Origin of the sequence: Bacillus sp. FDAARGOS_235 (assembly GCF_002073415.2) — a bacterium.
Lineage (GTDB): Bacteria > Bacillota > Bacilli > Bacillales > Bacillaceae_G > Bacillus_A > Bacillus_A toyonensis.
In genome coordinates this window covers 3,960,776-3,977,438 of sequence record NZ_CP020437.2, presented here as the reverse complement: position 1 = coordinate 3,977,438, position 16,663 = coordinate 3,960,776, and the positions used below count along the sequence as shown (strand labels likewise).

The 16,663-nt window shown below is 36.5% G+C and carries 18 protein-coding genes and 2 other annotated features; of the genes, 3 read left to right on the top strand and 15 right to left on the bottom strand.

Translation table 11 applies throughout. The features are described from left to right. Nucleotides 1–52 precede the first annotated feature (52 nt). Nucleotides 53–282 (top strand) — a binding site (T-box leader). Nucleotides 283–333: 51 nt separating this feature from the next. Further along, nucleotides 334–561, top strand: a binding site (T-box leader). A 161-nt stretch (nt 562–722) separates the two neighbouring features. Both A6J74_RS22690 and A6J74_RS22685 read left to right on the top strand, forming a co-directional pair. Continuing rightward, complete coding sequence (locus A6J74_RS22690; RefSeq protein ID WP_000162268.1) at nt 723–2,477, top strand: aromatic amino acid hydroxylase; 1,755 nt, start codon at nt 723–725, stop codon at nt 2,475–2,477. Next, on the top strand, nt 2,458–2,772 hold the full coding sequence (locus A6J74_RS22685; protein WP_000979552.1) for a 4a-hydroxytetrahydrobiopterin dehydratase: 315 nt from the start codon (nt 2,458–2,460) through the stop codon (nt 2,770–2,772). The genes A6J74_RS22690 and A6J74_RS22685 overlap by 20 nt, the downstream gene beginning before the upstream one ends. A gap of 16 nt (nt 2,773–2,788) precedes the next feature. Here A6J74_RS22685 and A6J74_RS22680 read toward each other — a convergent pair whose 3' ends face one another. Beyond that, on the bottom strand, nt 2,789–3,646 hold the full coding sequence (locus A6J74_RS22680; RefSeq protein ID WP_000009835.1) for a VOC family protein: 858 nt from the start codon (nt 3,644–3,646) through the stop codon (nt 2,789–2,791). A gap of 22 nt (nt 3,647–3,668) precedes the next feature. Next, nucleotides 3,669–4,073, bottom strand: coding sequence for a DoxX family protein (locus A6J74_RS22675; protein ID WP_001071553.1), 405 nt, complete (start codon nt 4,071–4,073; stop codon nt 3,669–3,671). Nucleotides 4,074–4,229: 156 nt separating this feature from the next. Here A6J74_RS22675 and A6J74_RS22670 point away from each other — a divergent pair, with 156 nt between their 5' ends. Then, a complete protein-coding gene (locus A6J74_RS22670; protein WP_001020691.1) occupies nt 4,230–4,775 on the top strand; it encodes a helix-turn-helix domain-containing protein in 546 nt (181 codons plus the stop codon). Nucleotides 4,776–4,813: 38 nt separating this feature from the next. Here A6J74_RS22670 and A6J74_RS22665 read toward each other — a convergent pair whose 3' ends face one another. The 13 genes from A6J74_RS22665 to A6J74_RS22600 form a co-directional block, all read right to left on the bottom strand. After that, nucleotides 4,814–5,191, bottom strand: a complete 378-nt coding sequence (locus A6J74_RS22665; RefSeq protein ID WP_000025016.1) for a hotdog family protein — start codon at nt 5,189–5,191, stop codon at nt 4,814–4,816. 124 nt (nt 5,192–5,315) lie between these two features. Next, complete coding sequence (locus A6J74_RS22660; protein ID WP_000276121.1) at nt 5,316–5,774, bottom strand: GNAT family N-acetyltransferase; 459 nt, start codon at nt 5,772–5,774, stop codon at nt 5,316–5,318. Nucleotides 5,775–5,830: 56 nt separating this feature from the next. After that, a complete protein-coding gene (locus tag A6J74_RS22655) occupies nt 5,831–6,337 on the bottom strand; it encodes a GNAT family N-acetyltransferase (RefSeq protein ID WP_000469138.1) in 507 nt (168 codons plus the stop codon). A 302-nt stretch (nt 6,338–6,639) separates the two neighbouring features. Beyond that, nucleotides 6,640–7,035 (bottom strand): ankyrin repeat domain-containing protein, encoded by a 396-nt coding sequence (locus A6J74_RS22650; RefSeq protein ID WP_000556701.1) that lies wholly within the window; start codon nt 7,033–7,035, stop codon nt 6,640–6,642. Continuing rightward, entirely contained in the window at nt 7,002–7,820 is an 819-nt protein-coding gene (locus A6J74_RS22645; RefSeq protein WP_000626361.1) for an ABC transporter ATP-binding protein, read from the bottom strand. Before A6J74_RS22645 ends, A6J74_RS22650 begins: the two co-directional genes overlap by 34 nt. Then, a complete protein-coding gene (locus A6J74_RS22640; RefSeq protein ID WP_000445395.1) occupies nt 7,807–8,835 on the bottom strand; it encodes a FecCD family ABC transporter permease in 1,029 nt (342 codons plus the stop codon). The genes A6J74_RS22645 and A6J74_RS22640 overlap by 14 nt, the downstream gene beginning before the upstream one ends. Before the next feature lie 5 nt (nt 8,836–8,840). Beyond that, nucleotides 8,841–9,788 carry an ABC transporter substrate-binding protein gene (locus tag A6J74_RS22635; RefSeq protein WP_000748485.1) on the bottom strand — a complete coding sequence of 316 codons (948 nt, stop codon included), beginning with the start codon at nt 9,786–9,788 and terminating at the stop codon, nt 8,841–8,843. A gap of 163 nt (nt 9,789–9,951) precedes the next feature. Next, entirely contained in the window at nt 9,952–10,179 is a 228-nt protein-coding gene (locus A6J74_RS22625; RefSeq protein ID WP_033657341.1) for a YrhC family protein, read from the bottom strand. 123 nt (nt 10,180–10,302) lie between these two features. Further along, on the bottom strand, nt 10,303–12,909 hold the full coding sequence (adhE, locus tag A6J74_RS22620; protein ID WP_080609595.1) for a bifunctional acetaldehyde-CoA/alcohol dehydrogenase: 2,607 nt from the start codon (nt 12,907–12,909) through the stop codon (nt 10,303–10,305). Nucleotides 12,910–13,169: 260 nt separating this feature from the next. Continuing rightward, on the bottom strand, nt 13,170–14,303 hold the full coding sequence (locus A6J74_RS22615) for a bifunctional cystathionine gamma-lyase/homocysteine desulfhydrase (protein WP_001201921.1): 1,134 nt from the start codon (nt 14,301–14,303) through the stop codon (nt 13,170–13,172). 3 nt (nt 14,304–14,306) lie between these two features. Further along, nucleotides 14,307–15,230, bottom strand: coding sequence for an O-acetylserine dependent cystathionine beta-synthase (locus A6J74_RS22610; RefSeq protein WP_001103866.1), 924 nt, complete (start codon nt 15,228–15,230; stop codon nt 14,307–14,309). An 82-nt stretch (nt 15,231–15,312) separates the two neighbouring features. After that, on the bottom strand, nt 15,313–16,008 hold the full coding sequence (mtnN, locus tag A6J74_RS22605; protein WP_001217044.1) for a 5'-methylthioadenosine/S-adenosylhomocysteine nucleosidase: 696 nt from the start codon (nt 16,006–16,008) through the stop codon (nt 15,313–15,315). A 14-nt stretch (nt 16,009–16,022) separates the two neighbouring features. Further along, complete coding sequence (locus A6J74_RS22600; protein ID WP_000536326.1) at nt 16,023–16,661, bottom strand: class I SAM-dependent DNA methyltransferase; 639 nt, start codon at nt 16,659–16,661, stop codon at nt 16,023–16,025. Nucleotides 16,662–16,663 lie beyond the last annotated feature (2 nt).

The following is a 16,663-nucleotide window of genomic DNA, read 5'->3' as shown; positions in this document are numbered from 1 at the left end:
TCTTTTAAAAATAGTTTTATAATACGAAACATAGTTTAGTTGAACGAATTATATATCGGCTTTGAAGGAATACTAGTAGCGACTTATATCCCTGTCTCAGAGAACTGATGGTTGGTGTAAATCAGTACATATACAAGCGTGAATTACAATTCTGGAGCTTCTTTCCCGTAGTGCACATAGTGCATGAAGAGGAAGACGGATCTTTCCGTTATCTTAAAGTGAGTGGTAAACAATTTTTATGTTTACAATTAGGGTGGTACCGCGATTTTTATCGTCCCTATCGGATTTTCCGATAGGGGCTTTTTTGCGTCCTTCCCTTTTATACAACTTCATATATACGCATTGAAAGAATCGCAGTAGTATATTATATCCCTGTTACAGAGAGCTAGTGGTCGGTGGAAATTAGCACATATATAAGTACGAATTACAATTCTGGAGCTTCTTTTTCGTAGTGCTTTTATGCATGAAGGAAAAGACGGAGTTTTTCCGTTATCATGAATTGAGATGTAAGTGTATTTTCACTTACAAATAGGGTGGTACCGCGATTCTTTCGCCCCTATCGGATGTTCCGATAGGGGCTTTTTCTATTTCTCAAAGAAACAAATGTTAAATAATTCCGAATCTTATGATAAAATTTTATAAGCGCTTACAATTTGAAAGGGGGTGATATAAGCTATACGAAACTCATATTCAATTTTATAGAAAACAAGGAGGATGTCTAAATGACAAAGAAAATAGAAATCCCATCGCATTTAAAACCATTCGTATCCACACAACATTATGATCAATACACACCGGTGAATCACGCTGTGTGGCGTTACATTATGAGACAAAATCATAGCTTCTTAAAAGACGTTGCCCATCCAGCCTATGTGAATGGACTACAATCATCTGGTATTAATATAGATGCAATTCCAAAGGTAGAAGAAATGAATGAATGCTTAGCACCAAGCGGCTGGGGAGCTGTAACAATTGATGGCCTTATTCCTGGCGTCGCATTTTTCGATTTTCAGGGGAACGGATTACTACCAATTGCAACAGATATTCGTAAAGTAGAAAATATCGAGTACACACCAGCTCCAGATATTGTACACGAAGCGGCAGGACACGCACCGATTTTACTTGATCCTACATATGCAAAATATGTGAAACGTTTTGGACAAATTGGTGCAAAAGCTTTCTCTACAAAAGAAGAACATGATGCATTTGAAGCTGTTCGTACATTAACGATTGTCAAAGAAAGCCCTACTTCTACTCCTGATGAAGTTAAGGCTGCTGAAAATGCTGTAATTGAAAAACAAAACTTAGTTTCTGGTTTATCAGAAGCTGAACAAATTTCACGTCTTTTCTGGTGGACAGTGGAGTACGGATTAATTGGAAATATTGACGATCCAAAAATTTACGGTGCTGGTCTTCTTTCCTCTGTCGGCGAAAGCAAACATTGCTTAACAGATGCTGTAGAAAAAGTTCCTTTCTCAATTGAAGCTTGCACAGGGACAACTTATGATGTGACAAAAATGCAACCACAGCTATTTGTTTGTCAATCATTTGAAGAGTTAACTGAGGCGCTTGAGACGTTCTCTGAAACGATGGCATTCAAAACAGGTGGCACAGAAGGATTAGAAAAAGCAATTCACTCCGAAAATCATGCCACAACTGAGTTAAGTAGCGGATTACAAATTACGGGCACATTTACAGAAACAATTAAAAATGATGCCGGCGAAGTCATTTACATGCGAACAAGCTCTCCAACTGCATTAGCAATTCATAATAAGCAGTTGGCAAATCATTCTACCTCTGTACACAGTGATGGATTCGGGACACCGATCGGATTACTAAATGGTAATATCGCACTAGAAGATTGTACAGAAGAAAAGTTACATTCATTAGGCATTACAATTGGAAACAGCGCAGATTTTACTTTTGCAAGTGACATTCATGTAAAAGGAACAGTAACTGATATTGTAAAGAATGATAATAAAATTGCCCTTATCTCGTTTATAGATTGTACAGTTACTTATAAAGATCGTTTACTATTTGATGCTTCATGGGGCGCATTTGATATGGCTGTTGGCTCACAAATCACTTCAGTATTCCCAGGTGCCGCAGATGCAGCAGCATTTTTCCCAATGGATGAAGAAGTTCAAGAAATTCCTGCTCCACTTGTACTGAATGAACTTGAACGTATGTATCAAACAGTTCGAGATATTCGAAGTGAGGGGATTTTACACGACGCGCATATCGATCAATTAGTAGCAATTCAAGAAGTATTAAATACATTTTATGCGAAAGAATGGCTGCTTCGCCTTGAAATATTAGAATTACTTTTAGAGCATAACAAAGGGCATGAAACATCTGCAGCATTACTACATCAACTTTCTACTTTCACAACTGACGAAGCTGTAACACGCCTTATTAACAATGGTCTTACGTTACTTCCAGTAAAGGGTGTGAGAAATGATGCTAAGATTAACTGAAGAAGAAGTTCGCGAGGAGTTATTGAAGGTAGATAAATGGATGGTAAAAGATGAGAAATGGATTGAACGAAAATATATGTTTTCCGACTACTTAAAAGGAGTCGAATTTGTCTCTGAAGCCGCCAAACTATCAGAAGAACATAATCACCATCCATTTATCCTTATCCAGTATAAAGCAGTTATTATTACTTTGTCATCTTGGAATGCAAAAGGTTTAACGAAACTAGATTTTGAGCTTGCAAAACAATTTGATGAACTATTTTTACAAAACGAAAATGCAATTATAAGAAAATAAAAAAAGAGAAGCCTTTTTAGGCTTCTCTTTTTATTTTGAAATGGATACAATGTCCAAATGGATCCTCGACTTGTAATATTCCATCTTTGTACGTAGCAATTTTGCCAATATTTTTTAAGCTTTCACATACTTGCTCTTTTTGTTTTTCATCCGCTAGTACAATTGTGAAATATTTCAAACCAACAGAACCTGGCATTTGCGGTGGTACCCCTTCACCTTGCCACGTATTTAAACCGATATGATGATGATAACCACCTGCTGATACGAACAACGCTCCATTACGAGCTGGGATCGTTATTTCAAAACCAAGACCATCAACATAGAAACGTTTCGATTCCTCTAAATCAGCTACATGGAAATGAATATGCCCCATCACAGTACCATCTGGAAATCCATTCCATGTACTTCCTTGCTGTAATAATTCTTCACCAGCTAACGGGTTACTAACAAATGGGAGTTCTCCATTCTCATCACGCCAAACTTCTTTTTGTCGATCATGATAAATTTCAATCCCGTTTCCATCTGGATCAGCTAAATAAAGAGCTTCACTAAAGTAATGATCGGCTCCACCATGTAGTGGATATACCATCTCTACAAGATGACGAAGAACATTCGCTAAATCCTGCCTACTTGGTAATAAAATTGCGTAATGATATAACCCTGTTCTTGCTCTTTGCTTCGGAAAAGCTTCTTTCTTTTCTTCAATGATAAGAAGTGGTTCATCATTTTCATTCCCAAATGTAACGACTGCTTCTTCTTCTTTTAGCACCTTCATACTTAGTACTTCCGTATAAAACTCTAGTGATTTCTTTACATTAGATACGTATAAATGAACAACATCAAGTGTTGTATCGGGATGAAGTTGAAAACTCATCTTGTTAGCCCCCCCATTTAAATTAGTTCTTCTTTGACATTTTTTCTTTTAAGAAATTATCTACAAAACCATCAGCTTTTGCAACAAATAAGTATGCACCCATTGCTAATAATGCAAGTTCTAATTCGAAACCAGGATTTTTTCCATCTCCCAATAAACCAGCTGACCATTTCACTTTTACGATTGCCCCAACCATAACAAGTGCAAATAATAATCCAATATATCTTACACCTAAACCTAGAATTAATAATAGGCCTCCAACTAATTCAAATGTTGCTACACCGTATGCCAGTCCTCCTGGTAAACCAATGCTTGTAAACCATCCTGCAATATTGTCAATTCCTGATTGGAATTTTGTTAAACCGTGCATAAAGAACGTTACCCCTAACACGATACGAATAATTAAGTTACCAATATGTTGATTCATTTCTTTCTCTCCTTTATAGTTTTCTTATACAAAACTTTTATTCACATTACAAAACATACACTAATTTTTTTTATTCGTCAATTCATTTTCATTGGGAAAAAATATATTTTTTTTGCTATGATACAAATAGTTGTTTACAAAAAGGAGCTTGATTTTATGAATATTGGTTCTGCAATACGTGAAATTCGTCAACGTAGAGGCATAACAATTGCACAAATTTGTGAAGGAACAGGTCTTTCTAAAGGCTTTATGAGTCAGGTTGAAAATAATAAAACATCACCATCTATCTCAACGTTAGAAACGATCTCAAATTTTTTAAACGTTCCCCTTCCCTATTTATTGTTAGAACAAAAAGATCGATTGAAAATTGTTAAAAAAGAAGAACGAAAATACAGTGTATACGGCAAAGATGAGCAAAGAATTGAACATGTTGCGGAGCAAGGTGGCCTTCGCCTGAATCTCGTAGAAATTCCTGCCGGGTTTCCGAAAGAAAACTCACCAAATGCCCATGAAGGTGAAGAGTGTCATCTTGTATTACGCGGAAAGCTAGAAGTTCAACATGGTGAAGATATTGCAATTGTAGAAGAAGGTGATTCTTTCTCTTGGAATGCATGCGTTCCACATATTGTTCGTAATGTAGGAAAAGAATCCGCACTATTACTTATCTCTAGTCATGCGGAGAATCGAAAACGCGTTTACTAATCAATAAAAAAGAAGCCTGCTTCAAACAGGCTTCTTTTTTATTCTCGTATAATCCCGTAACTTGTCCCAACTAGCACCGTCTTTTCATGTTGATTGCGATAAACTGATTCGATTGAAACTTTTTTATACCCTTCCATTTGCTCTATATTTGTTAAAGTTAATTCACAAGTAATCGTATCCCCTGTAAAAACTGGTCTAATAAACTCACTTACTAATTCTCTTGCTATGTAATGTAACTCTTCGCCTACTTTCGTTCCAATGCTAGCAGTCAATAAACCATGAACCATTAATCGGCCATTCTCATCATATTCCATATGATGTCTCCCTTTATCACCTGTAATATTTGCAAATTCGAAAACTTCTTCCTCAGTAAATCTTCTTTCATATTTAAATACTTCCCCAACTTTTATACTCATTTTTATCCCCCTAATAATAAACTGAATTTTCTTTCATTTTATCATGAAATGAGTCTTAATTCATTTTCTATTACAAAAAATAATTAGAAATACTTATAACTGTATTTCTTTACTTTTCACCCATTTACCGATGACCATCTCTTTTTGCGATTTGGTATCCATAATACGCACATGTACCATTTCTGGATAACTCTCTAACTTCAAATCCACAACTTCTATAAAAATCAAAATTGTTCGCAGATGTATGTGCAAACCAATCACCATGGGGAAGCTTTTGTAAACAAAGAGCTACAAGTTTCTTACCCAATCCTTTCCCCCTATACTCACACTTCACAACCAAATTTACTATGTTAGCAACCATCATTTGATCAGAAATCACTCTAACCATCGCAACCATTTCTTCTTCATCCCAAATTGTGAAAGCCCATGTTGAATTTTCAAATGCAAGCGTAAATTTTTCAATTTGCCAAGAAGGGATATTATCATTACTCCAACCGGCATCTTCAAATAAAGTTTTAATTGCATATGCTGGTACTCCATTCGTTCCTTCACGGATAATAAGCCCATTATGGTAAATATACATGTAATCCCCCCTTTATTTTTATATACCATTCTTCAAAAGATGCAATTTACCTTTTTTCATCCAACTCGCTTAATCGAATAAACAAGAACATCCATCCCCTGAAATGAAGTTGTTTTCTCATAACTAAGCCCTGTTTTTCTAGCAACAAATATTGAGGCGGGATGGTTCGGATTAATAAGAGAAATTAATTTATTCATTTGTAATGCTTGGAAACCGTAGTCTCGAAATGCCGCAGCTGCTTCTTTCGCATACCCTTTTCCCCAATACTGAGGAAGTAACCAATAACCAATTTCAATTTCCTCTTTTCCATCTATCTTCTGCTTTACTAGTCCCGCATGACCAATTCGTATTCCCGTTTCCCTTTCAATCATTACAAATAAACCGAGACCATTTTTATAATTAGGAATTACCCACTCCTCCAAGCTTTTTTTGCATTGCATATATGTTTTTAACGTCCCATTTCCAATATAGCGCATTACCTTCTCGTTTCCCCATAGTGAAGCGTAGAACTGTAAATCATCCATTGTATATTTGCGAACTTGTAAACGATCTGTATGAAACATTTCTGCACTCCTTCCCACTAATGTGTTCTTTATTTCACGACCATATTTTACATGTATAATAAGTATTACTACCTATTATAAATGAACGAAACAAAAAATGCAGAATGTTCATTCTTTTACCCGATAAAAAAAGCAGTAGACAAATATTGTCTACTGCATCCATATCATAACTAGCACAAAGAAAACTACAATTGAGGGGGGTGTAGGATTTTCAAATATACTAGATACTTATCCCGTTCTAACGGGCGGTAAACTTTTCAATTATTTGAAAAGTTTACCGCACATAAGAACTTTTGCGGTCATTAAGAGAGCACTGTTAAGTAATCAAACACACGCTGTGCTTTTTCTCCACCCATTCGCGCATGTTGAAGAAGGGAAATACCATGTGGGCCAGATGCACGTAATGCTTCTGGTTGTGCTACTAAAATAGCTTGTACAACTTCTAACTCTCCAAGCATAGCTGCAGCAAAAATATCCATGCGAGCACCCTTTTCCAGTAAATAAAGAGCAATATCTTTACGACCTACATGTGCCGATGCTCCTAAGGCACTTTCCCAATCTGATCCGCCCCAATTGTAAGAGGCATGAAGTAAGCTGGGCGATTCAACCAACAGTTCCTGTACTTTTTCTAAATTTCCGTGAGCTGCCATAACAAATTCTCTTACTAACTCAGTGGTAATACGCTCTTCTGTATGCATCGCTCTTCTCCTTTTTTAGAAATTCGTTTCGGTGTAAAAAATGGTTTGTCACTTCCTTGAAAAATATCCACTTCTATACCAAATACATATTGAAACATTTCATGACATAATACTTCTTCTGGTACACCGTCATACTGAATCTCCCCTCGCTTTAATACGAGTAAACGATCACTATATTGAGTAGCTTGGTTAATGTCATGTAAAACCATTACAATTGTCATACCAAACTCCTCATTTAATCGTTTCACAAGTTCCATTACTTCCAACTGATGAACGATATCTAAAAAAGTTGTTGGCTCATCTAATAATAAAACATTCGTGCGTTGTGCTAGCGTCATTGCAATCCAAGCACGCTGCCTTTCTCCTCCTGATAAAGATTGTAAAAGACGATATTCATACCCTTCAAGATTTGTAACAGACAATGCCCAATTAACAATTTCTTCATCTTCTTTATTTAAGCGAACACTCCATGATTTATGGGGGCCTCTTCCAAATTCAATTAATTCTTTCACTGTTAAATCTAATTGATGATCATGCATTTGTGGTAACATCGCTAATTGCTTTGCTACATCGGCACTCTTCATCGTATGAATATTTTTCCCATCTAAAATGATTTCCCCTTCGCTTTGTTTAAGTAGCCTTGCCATTAAACGAAGCAAAGTAGATTTCCCCGATCCATTCGGTCCAATTAAACTAACAACTTCTCCAGCTTTAATATGTACATTCATATTTTGCATTTGAAATCTTTCAGAATGTGCGTAAAACACTTTTTCAACGGAAATCACGTTGTTTTCCTCCTCTATGAATTAAATATAAGAAGAACGGACCACCTAAGAAGGATAATAAAATACCAACAGGCAATTCGATTGGATCGAACCAGCTTCGAGCTATCGCATCCGCAAAAACAAGTAATACCCCGCCGCCAAGACATGATAGAGGCAGCAAATATTTATAATCATTTCCAACTAATAAACGTAGCATATGCGGTACAACAAGACCGACAAACCCAATAAGTCCAGAAACACTAACTGCTATTCCAGCTAATAATGTACTTACTACGATTAAATAAAAACGACTTTTTTCCACGTTATGTCCTAATAACTTTGCCATTTCATCTCCAAGCATTAATACTCGAATATGCTTAATACCAAAGAAGGCTAATATAATAGCAAATATCGCATAATAAATAATCATATTTAAATGTGCCCAGCTTACACCACCAATGCCACCAGCTAACCACGGTAAAACAGATTGTACTTTGTCACTATGTAATAACATTAATGCTGACGTTGCTGCACCAATCAATGCATTAATCGACACACCTACTAAGACAATTCTTGAAGGTGGTGCCCCTTTTTGCCATGATAAAGCATAGATGACCATTGCTGTGATGAAAGCTCCTAAAAACGCCCCTAGCGGTAAAAAAGCCATGTGCTGAGGAAATAAAATCATAATTATAATTGCTACAAGACCCGCTCCAGATGAAACCCCGATAATACCAGGGTCTGCAAGAGGGTTTCTCATAACCCCTTGCAATAATGCACCTGATGTCGCTAAACACGTTCCTACTATAAATCCAACGAGCACCCTTGGTATACGAAGATCCCATACAATTCGATGAACTATCGAACCTTCATCTTGCATCCCTGTTAGGATGTCTCGTAAAGAAAAGGATAAACTTCCCGCGAAAAGACCGTAAAAAAGACCTAGAATCGTTAATACAACTAAAATAACTGCTATTCCCCATCTTTTTTTCGCAAAAGGATGTTCCTTTTCTCTTACTACTTCATTACTCTCCATACTTATCATTTCCTTACATCTTGTATACTTTTATACATAAAGTCCATAGCTTCTGTTACTTTTGTTCCAGGATTTGATCCAAATAAGTCTGGTGGTAAAATAACTACACGATTTTGTTTTACTGCATCTAAATTTTTCCACGCTTCATTTTTCATCATTTCGCCTTCAAATGCTTTTTTCACGCTATTCGGGTCTCCGTGTGTAATTAAATAAATTACATCTGGATTCGCCTCAATAATACGTTCTACACTTAGCTGTGCATATTGCGGATATTCTTTCATTTCTGGAAAACCAGCTGCAATATTTTTTCCGCCCGTTTTCTCTAAAATGTCACCTGACAGAGATGTTGGTAATGCTGCTAAATAAGTTCCTGGTGCTCCATACACTAGCAATGCTTTCACATCACTCTTTTTCTCATATTTCTTCATTTTATCATTCATTTTTTGATTCAGTTCTTTTGCTTTATCTTCTTTCTTCATTACTGCTCCGTATATTTCAATATTCTTTTGAATATCTTGTACAGAATTTGCAGTAGAAATGACTACTTTCGTCCCTTGACCTTCAACCGTTGGAACATTCTTTTGGAATCCATTGTTAGCAACAAGTACATCTGGCTTTAAGCTAGCAATTTGCTCAAAATTCGGCTGATGTGCATTCCCAATTACTTGCGCTTTCTTTAACTCCTCCGGAAGAGTTAATTTCGTATCTGGACGACCTATAATCTTTCCGCCTAAAGCATGAATAATATCCATATCACCCATACTTAATGTTGCAAAGCTCTCTGGTGTTTTATCGAATGTTACCTTTCTTCCCGATAGGTCGGTAATTTCGATTTTTTCTTTTCCTTTTTCTGTTTTGGTTGCAGACGCTTTGTCGTTTCCCTTTGCATTGCAACCTATTAATAAGAAAAAAACAGATAAAATCGCTGTAAATAGCGTAATAGACTTTTTCATTCTTCCACCTCTAATTGATAATGATAATCATTAACTACTATTCTACTTTAATTGATAAGGATTATCATTGTCAACAAAAACGCATACATTTTCTTCAAAAAAAAAAAAAACAAAAAGCGCTACAAAAAGATCCTTTCTTTTTGTAGCGCTCTATTTAATACTATTACTCACATTCATTTTCCTCCAACTGGTCACGCATCACTTTTACACGCTGAAAGAAAAAGAACGATAAACTTAAAAATATAACGATGCTCCCCATCATAACAAAAAATTGTATCGTTTCTTTTGCTCCATTCGGAATCAATAAGCCAACCATTAACAATGTGCTTACAGCGAGAAGGATCTGTCCGAACCGAGTATAATCTTCTATTTTCCCTTGTAATTCTTTCATCATATTCTCACTCCTCCATTTCACTGTATCATATTCTATGAAACTGAAAGACAAGTAAATGCAGCCATTCGGGGAGATGTTTTCCAAAAGAAAAAGAGCCGCTTAATTGCGACTCTTTCCTATCTATTCCACACCTTTATATGCTTCCATATAAATTTCTTTCAACTCTGAAATGAGCGGTAATTTCGGATTAGCTGTTGTACATTGGTCTTCAAAAGCCCGTTCTGCTAATACTCCAACAACCTCTTCAAATTTCTCTTTATCGACTCCTTGCCCCATAATACTCATATTAATATTCAAGCTTTTTCCAAGCTCAATAATTGCTTGGACAAGTGATTCCACCCCTTCTGCTGCCGAACTTGCTGGAAGCCCGAGCATTCTCGCTATATGTGCATATCTTTCATCTGCCACAAAGTACTCATATTTTGGGAACAATGCGTGTTTTCTTGGCTTAATAGCATTATAGCGGACTACGTGCGGCATTAGAATGGCATTTGCGCGTCCGTGCGGAATATGGAATTCTGGTCCAATCTTATGTGCTAAGCTGTGATTAATACCGAGGAAAGCATTTGCAAATGCCATCCCTGCAATTGCAGAAGCGTTATGCATTTTTTCTCTTGCTTCTTCATCATTTCCATCTTTATATGCTCTCGGTAAATATTTGAATACGAGATCAATAGCTTTTAATGCTAATCCATCTGTATAGTCATTTGCCATAACAGACACATACGCCTCAATTGCATGTGTTAAAACATCCATACCAGTATCTGCTGTTACATGTGGTGGTACTGTCATTACAAATTGCGGATCAACAATCGCTACATCTGGTGTTAATTCATAATCTGCAAGCGGATACTTTATATTATTTTTCTTATCTGTAATAACCGCAAATGGTGTCACTTCTGACCCTGTTCCTGATGTTGTTGGAATGGCAACAAACTGCGCTTTATTTCCTAATTCCGGATATTTACATGTACGTTTTCTTATATCTAAAAATTTCTGTTTAATGCCATAGAATGATGTTTCTGGATGCTCATAGAATAACCACATCCCTTTTGCCGCATCCATAGCTGAACCGCCACCAAGTGCAATAATTACATCAGGCTTAAAGCTTCTCATCATTTCCGCACCTTTAAAAACAGTTTCATCTGACGGATCTGGCTCGACCTCAAAGAACACTTCAACTTTCACATCATTTGCATGCTTACGTAAATAGTGCGTAACTGTGTCTACATAGCCGTGCTCAACCATTCCTGGATCCGTTACAATAAATGCACGTGAAATGTTAGGCATATTTGCTAAATACGCCGTAGCATGTTTTTCAAAATAAATTTTTGGTGGCAACTTGAACCACTGCATATTCTTTTTTCTATTTGCCAGCCTTTTTATATTTAATAAATGAGTCGCTGTTACGTTTTGAGAAACTGAGTTTTTCCCGTATGAACCACAACCAAGTGTAAGCGATGGAATAAACCCATTATATATGTCACCTATTCCGCCTTGTGATGAAGGTGCATTTACAATAAGACGGCAAGCTTTCATACGTAAACCAAATTGTTTTTGTACTTCTTTATTTGTAGAATGAATGACTGCTGAATGCCCTAAACCTCCAAGATTCAACATTTCTTCGCAATATGTAAATCCTTCTTCTAATGAATTCGCTTTTACACAAGCTAATACTGGGCTCAGTTTCTCACGAGATAGTGGATACACTGCCCCAATTCCTTTAATTTCAGCTACAAGTATTTTTGTATGTTCAGGCACAGTCATCCCAACTAATTCGGCAATATACTGTGCAGATTTCCCTACAATATCACTATTTACTGCACATGTATTTTCATTTATAACGAGCTTTTCTAATTTCTTTCTCTCTTCCTCTGTTACAAAGTAACAATTATTTGCAATCATTTCTGTTTTAACATCATCATAAATTTCTTTATCGATAATGATTGCCTGTTCCGATGCACAAATCATACCGTTATCAAATGTTTTCGATAAAATTAAATCATTAGCAGCTCGTTTTACATGTGCTGATTTCTCTATATAACACGGTACATTACCAGGACCTACACCTAGTGCTGGTTTACCAGTAGAATAAGCCGATTTCACCATACCAGCGCCTCCAGTTGCTAGAACGAGTGCGACACCATCATGGTTCATTAATTGTTTCGTCGCTTCGACAGATGGTCTTTCAATCCATTGAATACAATGCTTTGGCGCACCCGCCTTCACCGCTGCATCATATACTGTTTTGGCCGCTGCAACGGAACAATTTTGTGCAGAAGGATGAAATGCGAAAATAATTGGATTTCTCGTTTTTATCGCGATTAATGCTTTAAACATTGTTGTTGACGTTGGATTCGTTACTGGCGTTACTCCAGCTACTACACCGACTGGTTCCGCAATTTCTATTATTTCTTCATGAGGATCTTCATGAATAACTCCTACCGTTTTATCTTGCTTTATACTATGCCAAATATATTCAGTGGCAAAAATATTTTTTATGCATTTGTCTTCATAGACACCACGGCCTGTTTCTTCAACAGCCAATTTTGCAAGCGACATATGTTGATCAACACCTGCTAGTGCCATTTCATGAACAATGTTGTCAATCTGTTCTTGTGTAAAACTTTCTAATGCTTGTAAAGCTTCTTGACCGTTATTTACTAACGTATCAATCATCTCTTTTACCTCTTGCATTTCATTTACAACTTTCTCTTTGACTACCATGTAAATTTCCTCCTATTCTGTTATCACGGTCTTTATAAGTCCCTATAGGTCATAATAAGTCCCGATTAGCGAAAAAAAATAGAGTTACCGTCCTACATGAATCCCATTGTTTGTGAAATATTTCACAAGTTTATTCGTGAATAACATTTCATGAATTCAATATACATGAAATCATTTCATTTGTGTATGTCTAATTTGTGAAATATTTCACAAATAAACATAATAAAAATGCACTGCTCCACATTAGCAGTGCATTTTTATTATGCTAGCGCTTGTGCTAAATCTTCAATTAAATCTTCACCATCTTCAATTCCGACAGAGATACGAATTAATGTATCTGTAATTCCTAATTCTTTACGACGATCTGCTGGGATTGATGCATGTGTCATTTGAGATGGGATAGAAATTAAACTTTCGACTGCTCCTAGGCTTTCAGCAAGTGTAAAGTATTGCAGTTTCTCAAGTACTTTATTTAATGTTTCCTCACTATCTACATCAAATGAGATGATAGCACCAAATCCGTTTGCTTGTTCTGTTGCTAATTCATGGTTTTGATGTGATTCAAGGCCTGGATAATATACTTTATTTACTTTTGGATGATTATTTAAGAATTCAGCAATTGCGCGTGAATTCGTTTCATGTTCTTCCATACGAATTCCTAACGTTTTTAAACCGCGAAGTAGTAAGAAGCTATCTTGTGGTCCAAGAATACCTCCCGTTGAGTTTTGTACAAAGTGAAGGTCTTCTGCTAGTTGTGGGCTATTTACCACTACTAGACCTGCAACTACGTCACTATGACCTCCTAAATATTTCGTTGCACTATGAAGTACAATGTCTGCTCCTAAAGAAATCGGCGACTGCCAATATGGCGTCATGAATGTATTATCAATAATTGTTAATAAATCTTTCTCTTTAGCAAGAGTAGATATTTTCTTAATATCAGTAATTTTTAGTAGTGGATTCGTTGGTGTTTCCACATAGATCGCTTTCGTATTTGGACGAATTGCTTCTACAACTTCCTCTAAGTTTGTTGTATCTACAAATGTATGCTCAATACCGAAGCGGTTTAATACTTTCGTAATAACACGATACGTTCCCCCATAAACATCATCTGTTAAAATAACGTGATCACCTTTTGAGAACAACATAATTGTTGCTGTAATAGCAGCCATTCCCGAACCAAATGCAAATCCAGCATGACCGTTTTCTAATACGGCAATCATTTCTTCTAAAGCTGCTCGTGTTGGGTTGCCTGTACGTGAATATTCATATCCTTGATGCTTACCAACTGCTTCTTGTTTATACGTACTTGTTTGATAAATCGGTACGTTTACAGATCCAGTTGAAGGTTCTCCTATGCGAATACCATGAATTAACTTTGTCTTTGCTCTCATTTTTTATTCCCATCCTTTGTATATGTCTTTACTTAAATAGCGCTCACTACTATCAGGAAAAATCGTTACAATATTTGTACCTGGTGTTGCTTTCTCTGCCTCCAGTAAACTTGCATGAAATGCTGCTCCTGAAGAACTCCCAACTAAAAGTCCTTCTTTTTGCGCTAATTCTTTTACTCGTAAAAATGCATTTCGATCAGAAATCGTATGAATTTCATCAAAATAAGATGTTTTCAAAAATGGTGGAATAAATTCAAGACCAATTCCTTCTGTTTCATGTGAACCAGCTTTACCACCATTTAAAATAGATCCTTCTGGTTCTACAATAACTGTTTTAATATCTATATTTTTTTCTTTCAAATAAGATGCAGTTCCCATGAATGTACCGCCGGTTCCTGCTCCAGCAACAAATATGTTAATCTCTCCATTCAATGCATTCCAAAGTTCAGGACCTAATGTTTTGAAATAAGCACGTGGGTTTGCTTCATTCGCAAACTGACTTGGAGAGTATGAATTCGGTATTTCATTTACTAACTCTTTTGCTTTTGCAATTGCTCCGGTCATTCCTTGCTCAGTCGGTGTATGCACGACTGTTGCGCCTAGCGCTTTCATTAATTCTTGTTTCTCAATACTAAATTTCTCTGGTACACAAACAATAACGCGTAAATCATGTTCTAACGCTGCAAGTGCCAGTCCAATACCAGTATTTCCAGCAGTCGGTTCAATAATTGTTCCACCCTGCGTGACAAGCCCTTTTTCTAGCGCGTCTTCGATTAATTCTCTTCCTAAACGATCCTTAACGCTTCCGCCTGGGTTATAAAATTCAAGCTTCGCAAATAAACGGACCCCTTCTGGAAGTGAAAACCGAGTAATTTCTACAATTGGTGTATGACCAATTAACTCATGAACTCCACGATATACATTCATCGTGTTCTCCCCCTTATTTGCCAATAAAGAAAAGGCAACTGTATGTATTTTCTTTATATGAGACAGTTGCCTTTTTGTTACATTACTTTAACTCTTCTAGTACTTTTACGATAAAGTTTGTAGAATGAAGGGCTGCTTGATCTAAAAATTGATCAAATGAAACATTTGATTCTTTACCAGCAATATCAGAAAGTGCGCGGATGATAACAAATGGAACTTCGTATTGGTGGCACACTTGTGCAACAGCTGCCGCTTCCATTTCTACTGCATAAAGATTTTCAAATTTATCACGAATTGCTGCAACGCGGTTCGGATCACTCATAAATGAATCCCCTGTTGCAATCATACCTTTTACAACTTGAATATTCTCTTCAGCTTGCATACATTTCTCAGCTAATGCAACTAATGCCTCATCAGCTTTAAATCCAGGTGGCATTCCTGGTACTTGACCATATTCATAGTTAAATGCTGTTACATCTACGTCATGGTGACGAACTTCTGTTGAAATAACTACATCTCCAACATTTAGAGAATGATGGAATCCACCAGCTGAACCAGTATTAATTACTTTTTCAGGCTTATATTTTTCTAATAAAATTGTCGTTGACATCGCTGCATTTACTTTACCAATACCAGACTTTAACAAGATTACTTCATGTCCTGCTAATAGTCCTTTCGTAAATTCACAACCCGCAACCGTTTCTGTTTTTGCTTGTTCTAATTTGTCACGTAAAATACGTACTTCTTCTTCCATTGCTCCAATTACAGCAATTCTCAATCTAATCCCTCTTTCTATTGCTTAGTTGCCTCCATTACCCAAACGAAATGATTTAATCTCGTAAACGTTACATGGAAGCCATTGTTTTCAAATATAGTCTGCATGATCGGAATACGTGTATAGTATTCCGTTTGCAAATCGTTTGCTAACTGGTGAAAACCTCTTTGTTTTGCTGTTTCAACAGTTTTATCATATGCATCTTGATCTGCAAATATCGTATCAGCAAACACTATTTTACCACCTTTGTTTAGCAATTGACTATACTTCGCAACAGCTACATTTTTTTCATCATCTGTTAAATGATGAAATGCATAGGTGCTTACAATGGTATCAACTGAATTCGGAACTTCAAACGAAAGAAAATCACCTTCTGTAATAGAAAATTCCTTTGGCAATTTCTCTTTTGCAATCATGCGCATTTCACGCGACGGTTCTATACCGTAAACTGTACGACCGGCAAGTAATAATTTATTTGTTAAATTGCCAGTACCAACACCAAATTCTAATACGTTACCAAATGACTTGTTAACTACATCCTCTAAAATGTCCTCATAATGGGCGAAAACTTCTTTATATTGTATATCTTCGCCTTGTACGAATGAGTCGTACGTATGAGCCCACTCATCAAATAAACCATTAAATTCTGTGCCCATAA

Bases quoted from the DNA above. Each gene is read 5' to 3' on its own strand.
- A6J74_RS22650 (WP_000556701.1), bottom strand. From the start codon at position 7,035: ATGCATACAGAAGAGCGTATTACCACTGAGTTAGTAAGAGAATTTGTT.
- A6J74_RS22640 (WP_000445395.1), bottom strand. From the start codon at position 8,835: ATGGAGAGTAATGAAGTAGTAAGAGAAAAGGAACATCCTTTTGCGAAA.
- A6J74_RS22635 (WP_000748485.1), bottom strand. From the start codon at position 9,788: ATGAAAAAGTCTATTACGCTATTTACAGCGATTTTATCTGTTTTTTTC.
- A6J74_RS22685 (WP_000979552.1), top strand. From the start codon at position 2,458: ATGATGCTAAGATTAACTGAAGAAGAAGTTCGCGAGGAGTTATTGAAG.
- A6J74_RS22655 (WP_000469138.1), bottom strand. From the start codon at position 6,337: ATGTTTCATACAGATCGTTTACAAGTTCGCAAATATACAATGGATGAT.
- A6J74_RS22660 (WP_000276121.1), bottom strand. From the start codon at position 5,774: ATGTATATTTACCATAATGGGCTTATTATCCGTGAAGGAACGAATGGA.
- A6J74_RS22690 (WP_000162268.1), top strand. From the start codon at position 723: ATGACAAAGAAAATAGAAATCCCATCGCATTTAAAACCATTCGTATCC.
- A6J74_RS22670 (WP_001020691.1), top strand. From the start codon at position 4,230: ATGAATATTGGTTCTGCAATACGTGAAATTCGTCAACGTAGAGGCATA.
- A6J74_RS22680 (WP_000009835.1), bottom strand. From the start codon at position 3,646: ATGAGTTTTCAACTTCATCCCGATACAACACTTGATGTTGTTCATTTA.
- A6J74_RS22615 (WP_001201921.1), bottom strand. From the start codon at position 14,303: ATGAGAGCAAAGACAAAGTTAATTCATGGTATTCGCATAGGAGAACCT.
- A6J74_RS22625 (WP_033657341.1), bottom strand. From the start codon at position 10,179: ATGAAAGAATTACAAGGGAAAATAGAAGATTATACTCGGTTCGGACAG.
- A6J74_RS22665 (WP_000025016.1), bottom strand. From the start codon at position 5,191: ATGAGTATAAAAGTTGGGGAAGTATTTAAATATGAAAGAAGATTTACT.
- A6J74_RS22600 (WP_000536326.1), bottom strand. From the start codon at position 16,661: ATGGGCACAGAATTTAATGGTTTATTTGATGAGTGGGCTCATACGTAC.
- A6J74_RS22610 (WP_001103866.1), bottom strand. From the start codon at position 15,230: ATGAATGTATATCGTGGAGTTCATGAGTTAATTGGTCATACACCAATT.
- A6J74_RS22675 (WP_001071553.1), bottom strand. From the start codon at position 4,073: ATGAATCAACATATTGGTAACTTAATTATTCGTATCGTGTTAGGGGTA.
- adhE (WP_080609595.1), bottom strand. From the start codon at position 12,909: ATGGTAGTCAAAGAGAAAGTTGTAAATGAAATGCAAGAGGTAAAAGAG.